Raw genomic sequence first — 16,790 nt, forward strand, 5'->3', positions numbered from 1 at the left:
CCCCATACCGCCCCGCCCCGCCCCGTACCGCCCCGCCCGCGATGAGGAGAGACGCAGACATGGCCCTCAGTACCCCGGCCTCCACCGGAGAGCGCGCTCCCGGGCGCCCCGGCGCGCCCCGCCGCCCCGTTCCGGTCCGGCGGCAGATGCTCCGGATGACCCGGGTCGAGCTGCTGCTGTTCTACCGCTACCGGATGGCCGCCTACATCGCCGCCGTCCCGCTGTTCCTGCTGTTCCCCGCGCTGACCCTGGGCGGCCAGAACAACGAGGCCGGGATCGACACGGGCGCGTTCTACACCGCGGCGGTGTTCGTCCTCACCCCGATGACCCTGGGCATCATGCACATGCCCAACGTGTACGCGGCCCGCCGGGAGAGCATGCTGCTCAAGCGGTACCGGGTGGCCGGCGTGCCGCCGACCGCCCTGTTCGGCGCGACGACGCTGGCGGTCTCCGCGGTGGTCGCGGTGCTGTGCGCGGTGGTCGCCGCGGTGCTGATCGGCAGATTCGGCGAGACCCCCGCCGACCCGCTGCTGCTGGTCCTCGGGATCGCCCTGTGCAGCGTGCAGATGTGCCTGTTCGGCGCGGTCTTCACCAACCTGGCGCGGAACGCGGAGAGCGCGCAGATGATCTCCATGGTGCCGTTCCTGGGGATGCTCCTGCTCAGCGGCGCGATGTTCCCGGTGGACTTCCTGCCGGACGGTGTGCGCACCGGGCTGTCGCTGCTGCCCTTCCTGCCCGCCGTCGACCTGGCCCGCAGCGCCTACTTCGGCCAGGACCTGTTCTCCGGCGCGGCGCAGGCCGAGGCGGCCACCGGGCTCGGCCTGTGGGCGGCGTCGCTGCCCGCGCTGGCGGTCATGGCGGCCTGGACCGGGATCGCCGTCTACCTCCTCCGGTTCTTCCGGTGGGACCCGCGCCAGGGCGGGTGAACCGGCTCCGCCGGGGAGGCGGGCGCTCCTCCCCGGCGGCGTCTCGCGGGGGTCGGCAGGACGGGCCGGCCCCCGCGCGTTGGCGTCCGGGGAGCGGACAGGGAAGGATCGGGGCATGACGAGCGAGCGCGGGGCCGCGGAGCCGGCCGGCGGCAGAGGCCACTTCGACCGCCGGCTGCGGGTGGCCGGGTGGACGGTGATCGGCATGCTGCTCTTCGTCAGCCTGCAGATCCCCTTCTACGCGGTGACACTGCTCATCACCATCACCGACGCCCCCAGGGGGGCGGCGTTCTGGCTGGGCGTCGCGGGCGTCGTGGTCTCCGTTGCGCTGTCGGTGCTGCTCTCCTGGATGCTCATCGACCGGGTGCGCCACGGCAGGCGGGACCGCCCCTGGCCGTACTGGGGGTCGTTCGCGCTCACCGTGCTGATCATCCTGCTCGTCGGGGTGTTCGGCTGGACCATGCTGATCGCCGCGGTGTGGTGGTCGGTCGCCGCCATCACCGGCAAGCGGCGGTGGACGGCCGCCGGGACGCTGGTCCTGCTGGTGCTGCCCTGGGCCGTCGCCGCGTTCGTCCCGGACCCGCCGTGGGGCGAGGTGCTGCTGGTCTTCACGGCGAGCGTGGCGTGGGGCCTGATCGTGCTGTTCGGCAACGTCAGCTGCATGTGGCTGTGGGACCTGGCCAAGGACGCCCTGGCCGGGCGGGAGGCGCAGACCCGGCTGGCGGTGAGCGAGGAGCGGCTCCGGTTCGCCCGGGACATGCACGACCTGCTCGGGCACAGCCTGTCCGGGATCGCGGTCAAGAGCGAGCTGGCCGCCCGGCTGGCCGAGCGCGACCCGGCGCGGGCCGCCGAGGAGATGCGGCAGGTGCAGGGCTCGGCCCGGGAGGCGCTGCGCGAGGTGCGGATGGCGGTCAGCGGCTACCGGCAGATCGACCTGGCCGAGGAGCTGGGCAACGTGCGCGGGGTGCTGGTGGCGGCCGGCGCGCGCTGCGAGGTCTCCGGCCGCACCGAGGAGGTCCCGGCCGAGCTGCGCACCCTGGCCGCATGGGTGGTGCGCGAGGCCGGTACCAACGTGGTGCGGCACAGCGCCGCCAGGCGCTGCGACATCACGCTCCGCCGCAGCGAGCGCACCGTCACGGTCGAGGTGTACAACGACGGGGTGGCGGCCGGCCCGGATCCGGAGCGCGGCAACGGCGTCACCGGGCTGGCCGAGCGGGTCGCGGCGGTCGGCGGCTCGCTGTCCGCCAGCCGCAGCGGCGCCGACGGCTTCCTGCTCCGCGCCGTGCTGCCGGTGGCCTCCGGCGGCGACCGGGAGCGGATCGCCCCGGGGGCGTCCGGCCCCGCCACCGGGGCGGAGGGTGCGCGGCCGGCCGAGGAGACTCGGGAGGAGGCCGGATGAGCGGTGGTGCGGCCGGCGCGCGGCGCCCGGCCTCCGGCCGGACCGGGGCCGTATCCGACCGGACGGAAGAAGGCGCAGGCACGGGCGCGGGCCCCGCGGGCGCGGAACCGCCCGCCGCCGGGCACGGCCCCGGTACCGCCCCCGCGGAGTCGGCGGAGGCGGCCGGCGCGCTGACCGACCGCGGGCTCGCCTCGGCCCGGCGCAGCGCCTACGGCGCGCTCGCCGTGATGGTGCTGCAGATCCCGCTGTGGACCGTGGCCCTGGCCTGGACGCTGCACCTGGACGGCTCCATGCGGGAGATCCCGGGCCTGTTCGCGGTGCTGGCCGCCGCGCTGCCGCTCTCGGTGGCGCTGGCCGCCGTCGCGGCGCTGCTGCTTCGGCTCCGGGTCGCCGGCTCCGCGCGGCACCGCACCGCCCTAGTCTGGTCCGGCAACGCGCTGGCGCTCGTCCTGCTGTTCCTGCTCGGCCCGAACCTGAACACCGCGATCGCCCTGGGCACCTGGTGGGCCGCGGTCTCGGTGGTCCCGCCCCGGCGGCACGTGCTGCTCACCACGCCGCTGCTGGTGGCGCTGCCGGTGGTGCACGCGCTGCTGCTCGACCTGTTCGACCCGGTCCAGTTCGCCGTCATCGCCGGGTTCGCCGTGCTGATCTGCGCCATCTTCCGCCTGATCGACCTGGGCATGCTGCAGCTGCTGGAGATCGCCCGGGAGGCCATCGCCGGGCGGGAGGCCCGCGCCCGGCTGGCGGTGAGCGAGGAGCGGCTGCGCTTCGCCCGGGACATGCACGACCTGCTCGGGCACAGCCTGTCCGGGATCGCGGTCAAGAGCGAGCTGGCCGGGCGCCTGGTGCGGCGCGCCCCGGACCGGGCCGAGGCGGAGATGGCCGGGGTGCAGGAGGCCGCCCGGGAGGCGCTGCGCGAGGTGCGCGCCGCGGTCAGCGGGTACCGCAGCGTCGACCTGGCCGAGGAGCTGGCCGGGGTGCGCGGGGTGCTCCGCGCCTCCGGCGCCGACTGCGAGGTCTCCGGCTCCCCCGAGGACGTCCCGGAGGACCTGCGCGACCTGGTGGCCTGGCTGATCCGCGAGGCGGGCACCAACGTCATCCGGCACAGCACCGCGACCCGGTGCCGGATCGCGCTCCGCCGCGACGGCGGCGCGGTCGTCGCGGAGGTGTACAACGACGGGGCGGCCGGGGCCGCGGGCGCGGCCCCCGGCAACGGCATCACCGGGCTGGCCGAGCGGGTCGCCGCGGCCGGCGGCACCCTGTCGGCCGCGCCCAGCGGCGCCGACGGCTTCCTGCTCCGCGCCGTGCTGCCCGCACGCCGGGGCGCCCCCACCGAACCCGAAGAGCAATGAGGAGCGAACACGTGATCCGCATCGTGCTGGCCGACGACGAGCACCTCGTCAGGGGGGCCATCGCCGCCCTGCTCGGCCTCGAAGAGGACCTCGACGTCGTCGCCGAGGTCGGCCGGGGCGACGAGGTGGAGGCGGCGGTGGCCGAGCACGGCGCGGACATCGCCGTCCTCGACATCGAGATGCCCGGCGCCACCGGCCTGGAGGTCGCCGCCCGGCTGAAGGAGAGCGCCCCCGGCTGCGGGGTGCTGGTGCTGACCAGCTTCGGCCGCCCCGGCTACCTGCGCCGGGCGCTGGACGCCGGGGCCCGCGGCTTCCTCGCCAAGGACGCCCCGGTGGACGAGCTGGCCGGCGCCGTGCGCAAGGTGCACGCCGGTGGCCGCTACATCGACACCGAGCTCGCCGCGGCCGCCATGACCAGCGGGGACAACCCGCTGACCCCGCGCGAGGCGGAAGTGCTCAAGGCGGCCGCCGACGGCCTGCCGGTCTCCGAGATCGCCCGCCGCATCCACCTCACCGAGGGGACGGTGCGCAACTACCTCTCCTCCTCGATCACCAAGACCGGGGCCGGCAACCGGCTGGGCGCCATCCGCAAGGCCCAGGAGATGGGCTGGCTGTGACCCGGCAGCCCCGTCCAGCCCTTCCGCGATGATCTCGACGCTCCGGCCCCGTCGGCGCACCGGGGCGGGGCCGCAACGTCGAGATCATCGCCCTGGGGGAGGCGGTCTCAGCCCTGGTGGCGGGCGAAGCGCCAGGCGCCCGCGGCGGTGAGGGCGGCCGCGTAGCAGGCCAGCACCAGCAGGCCGAGGAGCCGGTGCCCGCCTCCGGCGCCCCCGGCTGCGGCGTCGCTCGCGGCACTGGGCAGGTAGAGCGCGAGGTCGGCGCGGCCCGCCAGGGTGAGCAGCGGGAACGCCAGGTACTCCAGGAGCATGGTGACGATGAAGGCCGCGGCGACGGCGGCCGCCGTGCTGCGCAGGGCGGCGCCGGTGCCCACCCCGATCGGCCCCCACAGCAGCAGGGCGGCGGCCAGGCCCGACAGGGACGCGGCCACCTCGGGGGAGCCCAGCGCGGTCGGGAGGCCGTTCGCGGCGAGCACGGCGGCGACCGCCGCGGTGCCCGCGCCGACCGCGGTCACCGCGCAGACCGCCGCCGCACCGCTGCCCACGGCGAGCTTCGCCAGGTAGACGGTGCTCCGGCGGGGCTCGGCGAGCAGCGTCTGGGCGATGCTGCCGGACCGGTACTCGTGGGTGACCAGGACGATCCCGATGACCAGCGGGAACAGGTAGCCCAGCGCGAGCGGGGCCTTGTAGAGCACCACCGTGTCGGCGGCCGAGTCCGGGGCGGAGCCGAGGCCCAGCCAGAGCTGCGCCAGGGCGCCGACCAGCAGCGCGCTGACCGCGGCCAGGCCGGCCAGGAGCAGCCAGGTGCTCTTCGCGGTGGTGAGCTTCAGCAGCTCGGAGCGGATCTGGACGGTCACTGCAGGCCTCCTCGGGCGGGTCGGGTGTCGCCGGTCCGGGTCAGCTCCAGGAACGCCGACTCCAGGGTCCGCGGCTCCGGGGCGCCCCCGGCGGGGACGGCGGCGGGGGCGCGGAGCAGGGCGTCGAGCGGGCCGGCGTGCACCACCCGGCCCCGGTCCAGCAGCACCACGTCGTCCACGGTCCGCTCCATCTCGGCCAGCAGGTGGCTGGAGACCAGCACGGTGCCGCCGCCGTCCGCGAAGTCCCGGAGGAACTCGCGGAGCCACCGGATGCCGTCCGGGTCCAGCCCGTTGGCGGGCTCGTCGAGGACCAGCAGCTCCGGCCCGCCGAGCAGGGCGGTGGCCAGGGAGAGCCGCTGCCGCATGCCGAGCGAGTAGCCCCGGGTGGGCCGGTCCGCCGCGCCGGTCAGCCCGACCAGTTCCAGCACCTCCGCGATCCGCTCCGGGCCGGCCCCCGCCGGTCCGGCGTAGCAGCGCAGGTGGTTCCGGCCGGTGCGGCCGGGCGGGAAGGCCCGCTCGTCCAGGACCGCCCCCACCGAGCGGGCCGGGGAGGGAAGGTCGGCGTAGCTCCGCCCGAACACCTCGGCCCGCCCGGAGGTCGGCCGGGTCAGTCCGAACAGCATGCGCAGCGTCGTCGATTTCCCCGCGCCGTTCGGGCCGAGGAATCCGGTGATCCGGCCCCGGCGGACGGAGAACGAGACGCCGTCGACGGCGGGCGTTCCGCGGAACTCCTTTCTCAGTTCGCGGGCGGATATCACTTCTTCGGCATCGGGCACGCCGCCTCCCAGGGCAGATCGGGAAAAGGGAACGGATCCGCGCCGGCCGCGAAAGGGAATCCGGCGGTGCCTCGAACATAGCGATCCGGGAATGGGAATTCACTGGGCCGTTTGTCATGCCGGCGGCGGTGAGTTTCGCAGGGGATTCCGATGACGGGCGCGGGTTCCCCGGGCCGCCCGGCCTCGGCGAGGATGGGGCGGGCACCGCCGCCGGGGCGGGCCGGGAGAGGGGGGGGACGTGCGCGGACCGACACTGGACGAGCAGGGGCTCCGCCAGGCCAGGAAGATCGTGCTGGGGCTGTACGCCGGCGGGACCTCGGGGCTCGTCGTGCTGCTCGCCGCGAACGGCCTGACCGAGATGTCCGACATCTCTGGCGTCGGGCGGCCGCGGCTGATCGCGGCGGCCCTGCTCGCCCTGCCGCTGACCGGGTGCCTGCTGCTGATGGCCGCCGACCGGGTCGGGATCAGGCCGAGCGGCCCCCCGCTGTTCTGGGGCTCCTACGCGGTGCTGGCCGCGATGGCCGCCGCCGCCGGGGTGCAGATGTGGACGATGATGATCGCCGGAGTCTGGTGGGCCGGGTGCGCCCTGGCCGAACCGAGGCGGCGCGTCCTCGCCGCCGCCCTCCTCCTCCCGGTGCTGTTCGGCCCGGCCGCGCTGACCGGCCCCGAATGGCCGCTCGCGCTGGGGACCGCGGTGTTCATGGGCCTCTACCCGGTGCTCACCGGGGCGTTCGTCTACTACGCCGACCGCTGCCTGCTCTGGCTGCTGGACCTGATCGGCGAGGCGGTCGCCGGGCGCGAGCTGCGGGCCCGGCTCGCCGCGAGCGAGGAGCGGGCGCGGATCGCCCGGGACATCCACGACCTGCTCGGGCACAGCCTGTCCGGGATCGCGGTGCGCAGCCAGCTCGCCGCCCGGCTGACCGGGCGGGACCCGGAGGCGGCCTCGGCGGAGATGCGCGGCGTGCAGCAGGCCGCCCGGGAGGCCCTGGGCGAGGTGCGCGCCGCCGTCGCCGGGTACAGGGAGGCCGACCTGGAGGCCGAGGTGCGCAGCGTCGGCGACGTGCTGTCCGCCGTCGGCGCCCGCTGCGACCTGCGGGTGGACGGCGGCGTGCCGGCCGGGCTGAGCGGGGTGGCCGCCTGGCTGGTCCGGGAGGCGGGGACCAACGCCATCCGGCACGCCCGGCCGCGCCGCTTCTCCGCGGCGGTCCGCCGCCTCCCGGAGGCGGTGGAGGTCGAGGTCGCCAACGACGGCGTGCCCGGCCGCGCCGGCCCCGGAGGGCCCGCCGAGGGGAGCGGCCTGGCCGGGATGAGGGAGCGCGCCGCCGCGGTCGGCGGCACGCTGACCGCCGGTCCGGACGGGGCCGGCGGCTACCGGGTCCGCGCCGTACTGCCGGCCGCGGAACCGGGGCGGGCGCCGGCGCCGCCCGCGATCGACGAACGGGAGGGGACCGCCGCATGATCCGGATCGTGCTCGCCGACGACGAGCACCTGGTGCGCGGGGCGGTCGCCGCCCTGCTCGGCCTCGAAGGCGACCTGGAGGTCGTCGCCCAGGTGGGGCGGGGCGACGAGGTCGCCGCGGCGGTGGCCGGGCACGGCGCGGACATCGCCGTGCTGGACATCGAGATGCCCGGCGCCACCGGCCTGGAGGCCATCGCCGCGACCCTGGCCGCCGCCCCGGGTTGCGGGGTGCTGGTGCTGACCAGCTTCGGCCGCCCCGGCTACCTGCGCCGCGCTCTGGACGCAGGGGCCCGCGGCTTCATCGCCAAGGACGCCCCGGTCGAAGAGCTGGCCGAGGCCGTCCGCAAGGTGCACGCCGGCGGCCTGAGCATCGACTCCGGCCTGGCCGCCACCGCCATGATGGCCGGGGGCAGCCCGCTCACCCCGCGCGAGGCCGACACCCTGCGCGCGGCGGCCGACGGCGGCACCGTCACCGACATCGCCCGCACCCTCCACCTGGCCCGCGGCACCGTGCGCAACCACCTCTCCGCCGCCATCGCCAAGACCGGAGCCGCCAACCGCCTGGGCGCCATCCGCAAGGCCCGGGAGATGGGCTGGCTGTGAGAGGCGTGTCCTCTTCCGGGAAACCGGAACCGTGCGTATGCTTTTTGTAATACGTTCTGGGTCATGTTCAGGGCGGTTCAGTGGAGCGATGCATCCGAAGAGCACATCGGCCGGCACGGGGTGCTGCCGCAAGAGGTGGAGGACGTCCTCTTCCATCCGCCGCGCTGGGTCGAATGGCGGAGGGATTCGACCCGGGCGGTGTTCGGGCGGACGGGGGAGGGGCGCTACCTGGCGGTGCTCGTCGCGGATCGGGGCCGGGGCGAGGTGTTCGTGGTGACCGCGCGGGACATGACCCTCGCGGAACGGAAGACCTATCGGAAGAAGGCGAAGTGAATGGCGAAGGACAGGGAAGAACTGGAACGCCTCGCTGAGCGGTTCGAGACCGAAGACCAGTCGGCGGCGATCGAGCGGGCCGAGCGGGACGACTCGGCGGCCGTCGAGCCCATGGTCGTGACGTCGCTGCGGCTGCCCAAGCCGGTCATGGACGCGGTGCGCGACCAGGCGGCGGAGCGCGGCGTCAAGCCCACGCAGCTCATACGGGAATGGGTGGAGGAACGCGCGGTGGCCGGCATGGAGCTCGGCGGAACGGCGGTGCCCGTCTCGGCGCTGCTCGCCTTCGTCGCGGAGCACGCCGAGCGCCGCACGGCGTGAGCGGGCGCGAGCCGCCCCCCTGAGGGTGCTCCGCACCTCAGAGGAAGCGCAGCACCAGCATCGCCGTGTCGTCGGTGTGGCCGCCCGGGGCGAACTCCTCCAGTTCGCGGTCAAGGCGGCCGATGACGGCCTGGGCGGTCAGGCCCGAGCAGGAGGAGAAGAGCTCCATCAGGCCCTCGTCGCCGAGCATGGAGCTCTCGTTGCGGCGCTCGGTGACGCCGTCGGTGACGGCGAGCAGCACGTCGCCGGAGTCGATCTCCACCGTCTCGGTGAAGAAGTCGACGTCCTCGAACGCGCCGAGCAGCGGCTGGGAGGTGCCGACCGGGACGACCTTGCCCTTGCGGGTGAGCTTGATCGGCAGCGGGTGGCCCGCGGAGACCAGCCGGATGCGCATGCCCTCCCCGGGGTCGCCGAGCGGGGTCATCTCGCCGTAGAGCATGGTGAGGAACCGGGTCGAGGTGTTCTCGTCCAGGATGGCCAGGTTGAGCCGGTCCATGATGTGCGCCGGGGAGAAGCCCTCCCGGGCCAGCGCGCGCAGGGTGTGCCGGGCCAGGCCGGTGACGGCCGCCGCCTCCGGGCCGGTGCCGCAGACGTCGCCGATGGCGAAGCACCAGCGGCCGTCGGTGGCGAACACGTCGTAGAAGTCGCCGCCCACCACGGTCCGCTCGTCCGCCGGGCGGTAGAAGACCGCGTGGTCCACCCCCGGGATGCTCGGCTCTTTCTCCTTGGCCGGCAGCAGGCTCCGCTGGAGCGCCTCGCTCATCTCGGTCTGCCCGGCGTACAGCCGGGCGTTCTCCATCGCCGAGGCGACCCGGCCGGCCAGGTCGTTGGCGACGTCGACGTCCTCCCGGGTGAAGTCGCGGCCGGCCTGGCGGCCCAGCGTCATCCGGCCCAGGGCGCGGCCGTGCGCCACCAGCGGGACGCTGATCGCCGAGCTCTCCGCCAGCTCCAGGGTGAGCTCGTCGGTCAGCCCGGCGGCGGTCACCAGCTCGCGCGACCACAGCGGCCGCGGGCTCTGCTGCTCGGGCGGCGGCAGCGTGGACAGCAGCGTGCGCAGCACGTCGTTGTAGTTCTCGTTGGCGTGCACCGCGTGCGACAGCCGGGTGACGCCCAGGTCGCTGATGATGTGCACGGCGCACCACTCGCCCAGCCGGGACGTGGTGAGCTGGGCCGCCAGGGCCGCGGTCAGCGGCTCGTCCAGCGTCCCGGTGAGCAGGTCGCTGGCCTCGGCGAGGAAGCTCAGCGACGCCCGCCGGGACAGCTCCACCTCGGCCAGCCGGGCGCGCTCCACCGGCAGTGCCATCCGGTCCGCGCCCTCCTGCAGCCGGCGCGCGGCCGTGTCGCCGAAGTGCCGGGTGCGCCGCGAGGCCACCCCGATCAGCCCGGTGATCCTGCCCTCCACGATCAGCGGCGCGGTGACCAGGGAGCGCATCCCCGTGTCGGCGAGCCGGCCGCGGTGCGCGCGGGCGATCATCAGGTCGTCGTTGATCACCGCGCCGGGCGCCGGGGCGGCCGAGGGGAACGTCTCCTCGGTGCGGCTGCGGAACGGTCGCCAGTCCCCGTCGGACAGGCCGGCCCCGGCGCGCACCTCCCACTCGGTCTCGTCGGTGGTGGCCAGCGCGATGTAGGCGGCGTCGCCGCCGAGCGCGGCGCGCGCGTACTCCACGGTGCGGTCCAGCAGGTCGGGCAGGGCCAGCCGGGCGGAGAGCGCCGCGTCCAGCGCGGCCCACGGGCCCGGCCGGGGCGCGCGGCGGCGCTGCGGGCGCACCGGGGCCGGCGGGGCCAGCGGCCGCTCCGCGGACTCCTCGTCGTCGGGCACCCGGAACCAGACGGCCTTGTCCTCTTTGCTGTAGGCGACGCCCCAGGAGGCGGCGATCGCCGCGGCCAGCGCCAGGCCCAGGCCGCCGCTGCGGGCGTTCTCGGTGGAGGGCGAGGTGTCCACCGCCAGCGGGCCGGCCTGGGGCAGGGCCCGCTCCGGGACCCGGTCGGCCACGACCACCTCGACCTGGCCCGCGTAGCGGCGGACCGTGACCTCCAGCGGGCTCTCGGCGTGGATCACCGCGTTGGTCGCCAGCTCGCTGACGAGCAGCACCACGTCGTCGGCGGAGCGCCCCACCGCCCACTGGTCGAGGGTCTCCCGGACGAACGCGCGCGCCTCGGCGGCGGACTCCGGAACGGGAGGGAACTCCCTGCTGGCGACCTTCATCGCATCATGTGGCATCGTGAAGCCGTACGGTTTCCTTCGGTGGCGGACTCTTCGGTGGCGGACGGCTCGGGCGGCCCGGATGCCCGGTGCCGGAAACCCGGTCGGGCACACCAGCCGAGGGTATCCGCCCGCTCCATCCCTACCCCCATCCGCCTACTGACCGACCCGCGGTGTCGGAACGGTCCTCACATGGGCACAGTAGGAGACAACGCAGTCATGATGGCAGAACGACCGTGTATTGAGCAGCCCGGCCGAATAACGTGAACCACCGCGGCCCGTGAGACCCCCCGAGCCACGGGTCTCCGGTGCTCCCCCCGGGGCCTGGGGCGGGCGCGGCCGCGCGATGGGGACAGCCCAAGGAGGGGATCCATGCCCGAGGCCACCCGGGCGCCGGCCACCGAAGCGCAGCTGGACGCGCTTCTCGGCGCCCTCTACAGCATGCGCGACGGCGATTTCAGCGTCCGCCTGGACGAGCGGGCGGACGGCAAGGCCGGCGAGGTCGCCACCGTCTTCAACCAGGTTCTGGACCACTGCGAGCAGCTCAGCAGCGAGCTGCAGCGGGTCGGCGACGTCGTCCGCACCGAGGGGCGGCTGACCGAGCGGGTCTCGGTCAGCCCGGCCCGCGGCGCCTGGGGCAAGAGCGTGCGCGCCCTCAACCACCTCCTCGACGAGGTCAGCGAGCCCGTCACCTCGGTCGCCCGGATCCTGGACGCGGTCGCCGGCGGCGACCTGTCCCAGCGGGTCGACCTGTCCGGCAGACACGGCGAGCTCCAGGGCGACCTGCGCCGGCTGGCCGCGTCGGTGAACCGGATGGCCGACCAGATGAACGGCTTCACCAAGGAGGTCACCCGGGTCGCCCGCGAGGTCGGCACCGAGGGCAAGCTGGGCGGCTCGGCCAAGGTCGAAGGGGTCTCCGGCGCCTGGCTGGACGTCACCGAGGCGGTCAACCAGATGGCCTCCCGGCTGACCGCGCAGGTCCGCGACATCTCCACGGTCACCGTCGCCGTCTCCCGGGGCGACCTGAGCCGCAAGGTCACCGTGGACGTCCAGGGCGAGATGCTGCAGCTCAAGGACACGGTGAACACGATGGTGGACCAGCTGTCCACGTTCGCCGACGAGGTGACCCGGGTCGCCCGCGAGGTGGGCACCGAGGGCAAGCTGGGCGGCCGGGCCAACGTCAAGGGCGTCTCCGGCATCTGGAAGGACCTGACGAACAACGTCAACTCGATGGCCGACAACCTGACCACCCAGGTGCGGGACATCTCCCAGGTCACCACGGCGGTCGCGCGCGGCGACCTGACCCGCAAGGTCAAGGTCGACGTGCAGGGCGAGATGCTCCAGCTCAAGGACACCGTGAACACCATGGTCGACCAGCTCGACTCGTTCGCGGACGAGGTGACCCGGGTGGCCCGCGAGGTCGGCTCGGAGGGCAAGCTGGGCGGCCGCGCCAACGTGAAGGGCGTGTCGGGGATCTGGAAGGACCTCACCGACAACGTCAACTCCATGGCCAACAGCCTCACCTACCAGGTGCGCAACATCTCCCAGGTGACCACCGCGGTCGCCAAGGGCGACCTGACCAAGAAGATCACCGTCGACGCCCAGGGCGAGATGCTGCAGCTGAAGGACACCGTCAACACGATGGTGGACCAGCTGTCGGCGTTCGCCGACGAGGTCACCCGGGTGGCGCGCGAGGTGGGCACCGAGGGGACCCTGGGCGGCCAGGCGCACGTCCGCGGCGTCTCCGGGGTGTGGAAGGACCTGACGGACAACGTCAACTCCATGGCCAACAACCTGACCCACCAGGTGCGGCAGATCTCCGAGGTGACCCGGGCGGTGGCCGCCGGCGACCTGACCAGGAAGGTCACCGTCAACGCCAAGGGCGAGTTCCTGGAGCTCAAGGGCACCGTGAACACCATGGTGGACCAGCTGTCGGCGTTCGCCGACGAGGTCACCCGGGTGGCCCGGGAAGTGGGCACCGAGGGCAAGCTGGGCGGCCGCGCCGAGGTCAAGGGCGTCTCCGGCATGTGGAAGGACCTCACCGACAACGTCAACTCGATGTCGCAGAACCTGACCACCCAGGTCCGCAACATCTCCCAGGTCACCACCGCGGTCGCCAAGGGCGACCTGACCAAGAAGATCACCGTGGACGTGCAGGGCGAGATGCTCCAGCTCAAGGACACGGTCAACACCATGGTGGACCAGCTGTCCGCGTTCGCGGAGCAGGTCACCCTGGTCGCCCACGAGGTGGGCTACGAGGGGCGCCTGGGCGGCCAGGCCAAGGTCGACGGCGTCTCCGGCACCTGGAAGCAGCTCACCGACAGCGTGAACGAGCTGGCCGGCAACCTGACCACCCAGGTCCGCGCGATCGGCGAGGTGGCCGCCGCGGTCACCCGGGGCGACCTCACCCAGCAGATCCACACCGACGTCCGCGGCGAGATGCTGGAGCTGCGCGACAACATCAACGTCATGGTGGCCAACCTGCGCGAGACCACCGCCGCGCAGCGCGACGACGACTGGCTCAAGTCCAACATCGCCCGCATCTCCGCGCGCATCCAGGGCCACCGCGACCTCAACGAGCTGGCCCGGCTCATCATGACCGAGGTGACCCCGCTGGTCGACGCCCAGCACGGCGCCTGCTACCTGCCGGAGGACTCCGAGGAGCAGAACACCTTCCTGTTCTACGCCGGCTTCGGGTTCCAGCCCGACGAGGGGCGCAGCCGGGTCCGCTCCGGGGTGGGCCTGGCCGGCGAGGCCATCGCGCAGAAGCGCGAGCAGCTGGTCCGGAACGTGCCCGCCACCTACGTCACCGTGGAGTCGGGTCTGGGCTCGGCGCCGCCGCTCACCCTGGCGGTGCTGCCGATCGTCTCCGAGGGCCGGGTGCTGGGCGTGGTGGAGTTCGGCTCCTTCGGCGAGTTCCGCGAGGTGCACCTGAACTTCCTCCGCCAGCTGGTCAACCTGCTGGGCACCACGATCAACACGGTGCTGGCCAACTCCAAGACGGAGTACCTGCTGGTGCAGTCGCGGCAGCTGACCACGGCGCTGCAGGAGCGCTCCAACGAGCTCCAGCGCCAGCAGGAGGAGCTGCGCCGCAAGAACACCGAGCTGCACAGCAAGGCGGGGCAGCTGGCCAGCCAGAACCGGGCGATCGAGCTGCAGAACCGGCAGATCGAGCGGGCCCGCCGCTCGCTGGAGGACCGGGCGCACCAGCTCCAGGTCTCCTCCAAGTACAAGTCCGAGTTCCTCGCGAACATGTCGCACGAGCTGCGCACCCCGCTGAACAGCCTGCTCATCCTGGCCCGGCTGCTGGCCGACAACACCGAGCAGAACCTCACCTCCAAGCAGGTGGAGTTCGCCCAGACCATCCACAAGGCAGGCAGCGACCTGCTGGAGCTCATCGACGAGATCCTGGACCTGGCCAAGGTGGAGTCGGGCCGGGTCGAGGTGCAGGCCTCCGACGTCTCCATCGGGCAGCTGGTGGACTACGTGGAGGCGACCTTCCGGCCGATGACCACCGACCGGGGCCTGGCGTTCTCGGTGGAGGTCTCCCCGGACATCCCCAACTTCCTCTGGACCGACGAGCAGCGGCTCCAGCAGATCCTGCGCAACCTGCTGTCCAACGCGGTCAAGTTCACCTCCTCCGGGGAGGTCCGGCTGCTGATCCGGCCCGCCTGGGCGCTGGACGACGCCGACCTCGACCTGGTCGGGGAGAACGAGGAGGTCATCGCCTTCTCGGTGGCCGACACCGGGATCGGCATCTCCGCGGACAAGCTCCAGGTCATCTTCGAGGCGTTCCACCAGGGCGACGGCGGGACCGCGCGCCGCTTCGGCGGCACCGGGCTGGGGCTGTCCATCAGCCGCAACTTCGCCCGCCTGCTCGGCGGCGACATCCGGGTGGACAGCACCGTCGGCGAGGGGAGCACCTTCATGCTGCTGCTGCCGGTCCGGGTGCCGGAGGGCACCGCGGAGCGGATGGACGAGACCGTCGACACCCTGCCCGCCCTGGAGGAGGCCGGGTCCGACATCGAGCCGCTGGCCGACATGGACCTCTCCGACCTGGCCGACCCGTTCGCCGACCCGCTGCCGCAGACCGACGGCGAGCCGGAGGCGGAGCCGGCCGCGGCCGAGGCGGTGCCGGTGCTCCGCGAGCCCGAGCCCGCCGAGGGCGAGGAGGCGGCCGAGGGCGGACCGGCGCCCGACCCGCGCCGCGCCGAGGTGCTGCACGGCAAGCGGGTGCTCATCGTCGACGACGACGTGCGCAACGTCTTCGCGCTGACCAGCGCCCTGGAGGCGAACGGGCTGCGGGTGCTCTACGCGGACAACGGGCGCACCGGAATCGAGAAACTGGAGGCCAACGAGGACGTCGCCCTGGTGCTGATGGACATCATGATGCCCGAGCTCGACGGCGACGCCACCACCCGGGCCATCCGGGAGATGCCCCAGTACGCCGGCCTGCCGATCATCTCGCTCACCGCGAAGGCGATGCAGGGCGACAGGGAGCGCAGCCTGGAGGCGGGCGCCTCGGACTACGTGACCAAGCCGGTGGACCTGGACCACCTGCTGAACGTCATTCAGAAATGGCTGGACCCCGACTCCGGGCAGCACGCCCCGGACGATGAGCAGGAGCAGTAGACGTGCCGCAGAAGGCCAACATCCTCCTCGTGGACGACCGCGACGAGAACCTGACCGCCCTGGAGGCGATCCTCACCTCCCTGGACCAGAACCTGGTGCGGGCCGGCTCCGGTGAGGAGGCGCTCAAGGCCCTGCTCGAAGACGACTTCGCGGTCATCCTGCTGGACGTGATGATGCCGGGCATGGACGGCTTCGAGACCGCCACCCACATCAAGCAGCGGGAGAAGACCCGGGACGTGCCGATCATCTTCCTGACCGGCGTCGGCATCGACCGCCACCAGGTGTTCCGCGGCTACGCCTCTCGCGCGATCGACTACCTCACCAAGCCGTTCGACCCGTGGGTGCTCCGCTCGAAGGTGGAGGTCTTCGTCGAGCTGTTCCAGGTCAAGCAGCGGCTCAAGGACCAGGCCCGGCTGCTCCAGCGCCAGCTGGTCGAGGAGGCCGGGGTGGACGCCGAGCCGCTCAGCGCACGCCTGGCCCGCCAGGTCGGCGAGGTCAACGCGGGCCTGGAGCCGCTGCGCGAGCTGATCGTCACCGGCGACCGCCACACCGACCAGCGCACCGTCGACGCCGTGCGCGACCTGGCCGAATCGGTGGCCCGCCTGACCACCATGGTGGAGTCCATCCGCGGCCCGGAATGACCCGGGGGAACCGGAGTGGCCCGGAGTTGCCTGGAGTGACCCGGGGTGACCCGGAGTGACCCGAGGTGGGGTCGGGCGCTCCGGCCCGACGCGGCGCCCCACGGGGTGGAGGTTCAAGTGAGCGGCGAAGGCGGCGGCGGGGACCGGCTGGTCGGTTCGGTGCGGCGTCTCACGGGGCGGGGGTTCAGACAGGCGGCGACGGCGCCGGTAGGGGCGGGGCGGGGGTGGTCGCCCGGGTGTCGGGCCCCACGGGGTCGGGGTTCAGGCGGGCGGCGAAGACGGGAGGGGGACCGGCTGGTCGGTCGGGTGCGGTAGAGCAGGGCGGGAGTGGTCGGGGCGGGCCGGGGTGGCGGGGCGCCGTTCCCGCGTCGCCCGGGCACCGTTGCCGGCCGCCCTTGAAACCGCCGCACCTCCCTGACCTGGGCGAACACGCACAGTGAAGGCCGGGTGGGGCGCCCTGCGCACCGCGAGAGCACCCCGGTGATTCCCGAGCGCGCATCCCGGCCCGGATCGGCCCCCGGAAGCCCCGAATCGCCTTGATCGGGGCGGTGGCAAGGGGTTCGTGCCGCCGGGAAGGCCGGGGTGCAGGGGGCCGGAACCCGGGGAGGGCAGGGGCGGGGGCGGGATGTCGCTTTTGCCCTGCCGGGAGGGCCCGCCTTGGCCACTCCGGGTAAC

General features: G+C 73.8%; 13 protein-coding genes. 10 read left to right on the plus strand and 3 right to left on the minus strand.

Features of this window, described 5'->3' with window-relative positions; translation table 11 throughout:
• Positions 1-59: 59 nt before the first annotated feature.
• The 4 genes from D459_RS0106105 to D459_RS0106120 all read left to right on the plus strand — a co-directional run bounded on the left by D459_RS0106105 (position 60) and on the right by D459_RS0106120 (position 4,294).
• Positions 60-926 (plus strand): ABC transporter permease, encoded by an 867-nt coding sequence (locus D459_RS0106105; protein ID WP_017592112.1) that lies wholly within the window; start codon positions 60-62, stop codon positions 924-926.
• A 115-nt stretch (positions 927-1,041) separates the two neighbouring features.
• A complete protein-coding gene (locus tag D459_RS30900) occupies positions 1,042-2,325 on the plus strand; it encodes a sensor histidine kinase (protein ID WP_017592113.1) in 1,284 nt (427 codons plus the stop codon).
• Complete coding sequence (locus tag D459_RS30905; protein ID WP_017592114.1) at positions 2,322-3,677, plus strand: sensor histidine kinase; 1,356 nt, start codon at positions 2,322-2,324, stop codon at positions 3,675-3,677. Before D459_RS30900 ends, D459_RS30905 begins: the two co-directional genes overlap by 4 nt.
• A gap of 11 nt (positions 3,678-3,688) precedes the next feature.
• The gene (locus D459_RS0106120) at positions 3,689-4,294 is read left to right on the plus strand and encodes a response regulator transcription factor (RefSeq protein ID WP_017592115.1); all 606 of its coding nucleotides are present in this window, start codon (positions 3,689-3,691) and stop codon (positions 4,292-4,294) included.
• A 107-nt stretch (positions 4,295-4,401) separates the two neighbouring features.
• Here the strand turns inward: D459_RS0106120 and D459_RS0106125 are convergent, their stop codons facing one another.
• Both D459_RS0106125 and D459_RS0106130 read right to left on the minus strand, forming a co-directional pair.
• Positions 4,402-5,151: an ABC transporter permease gene (locus D459_RS0106125; RefSeq protein ID WP_017592116.1), complete on the minus strand. Its 750-nt coding sequence runs from the start codon at positions 5,149-5,151 to the stop codon at positions 4,402-4,404.
• Entirely contained in the window at positions 5,148-5,927 is a 780-nt protein-coding gene (locus D459_RS0106130; protein WP_241484961.1) for an ABC transporter ATP-binding protein, read from the minus strand. Before D459_RS0106130 ends, D459_RS0106125 begins: the two co-directional genes overlap by 4 nt.
• Before the next feature lie 238 nt (positions 5,928-6,165).
• Here D459_RS0106130 and D459_RS30910 point away from each other — a divergent pair, with 238 nt between their 5' ends.
• From D459_RS30910 to D459_RS30915, 4 genes are all read left to right on the plus strand, one after another.
• Positions 6,166-7,386, plus strand: a complete 1,221-nt coding sequence (locus D459_RS30910; protein ID WP_017592118.1) for a sensor histidine kinase — start codon at positions 6,166-6,168, stop codon at positions 7,384-7,386.
• Positions 7,383-7,988: a response regulator transcription factor gene (locus D459_RS0106140; protein WP_017592119.1), complete on the plus strand. Its 606-nt coding sequence runs from the start codon at positions 7,383-7,385 to the stop codon at positions 7,986-7,988. The genes D459_RS30910 and D459_RS0106140 overlap by 4 nt, the downstream gene beginning before the upstream one ends.
• Before the next feature lie 63 nt (positions 7,989-8,051).
• Complete coding sequence (locus D459_RS0106145; RefSeq protein WP_017592120.1) at positions 8,052-8,321, plus strand: BrnT family toxin; 270 nt, start codon at positions 8,052-8,054, stop codon at positions 8,319-8,321.
• A complete protein-coding gene (locus D459_RS30915) occupies positions 8,322-8,639 on the plus strand; it encodes a hypothetical protein (RefSeq protein WP_017592121.1) in 318 nt (105 codons plus the stop codon).
• Between the two features lie 37 nt (positions 8,640-8,676).
• Here D459_RS30915 and D459_RS0106155 read toward each other — a convergent pair whose 3' ends face one another.
• A complete protein-coding gene (locus D459_RS0106155; RefSeq protein WP_017592122.1) occupies positions 8,677-10,845 on the minus strand; it encodes a SpoIIE family protein phosphatase in 2,169 nt (722 codons plus the stop codon).
• 369 nt (positions 10,846-11,214) lie between these two features.
• Here D459_RS0106155 and D459_RS0106160 point away from each other — a divergent pair, with 369 nt between their 5' ends.
• Both D459_RS0106160 and D459_RS0106165 read left to right on the plus strand, forming a co-directional pair.
• Positions 11,215-15,474, plus strand: coding sequence for a HAMP domain-containing protein (locus D459_RS0106160; RefSeq protein ID WP_017592123.1), 4,260 nt, complete (start codon positions 11,215-11,217; stop codon positions 15,472-15,474).
• Positions 15,475-15,476: 2 nt separating this feature from the next.
• Positions 15,477-16,115: a response regulator gene (locus D459_RS0106165; protein WP_017592124.1), complete on the plus strand. Its 639-nt coding sequence runs from the start codon at positions 15,477-15,479 to the stop codon at positions 16,113-16,115.
• The last annotated feature ends 675 nt before the right edge of the window (positions 16,116-16,790 follow it).

Source organism: Nocardiopsis potens DSM 45234 (assembly GCF_000341105.1).
Taxonomy (GTDB): domain Bacteria; phylum Actinomycetota; class Actinomycetes; order Streptosporangiales; family Streptosporangiaceae; genus Nocardiopsis_A; species Nocardiopsis_A potens.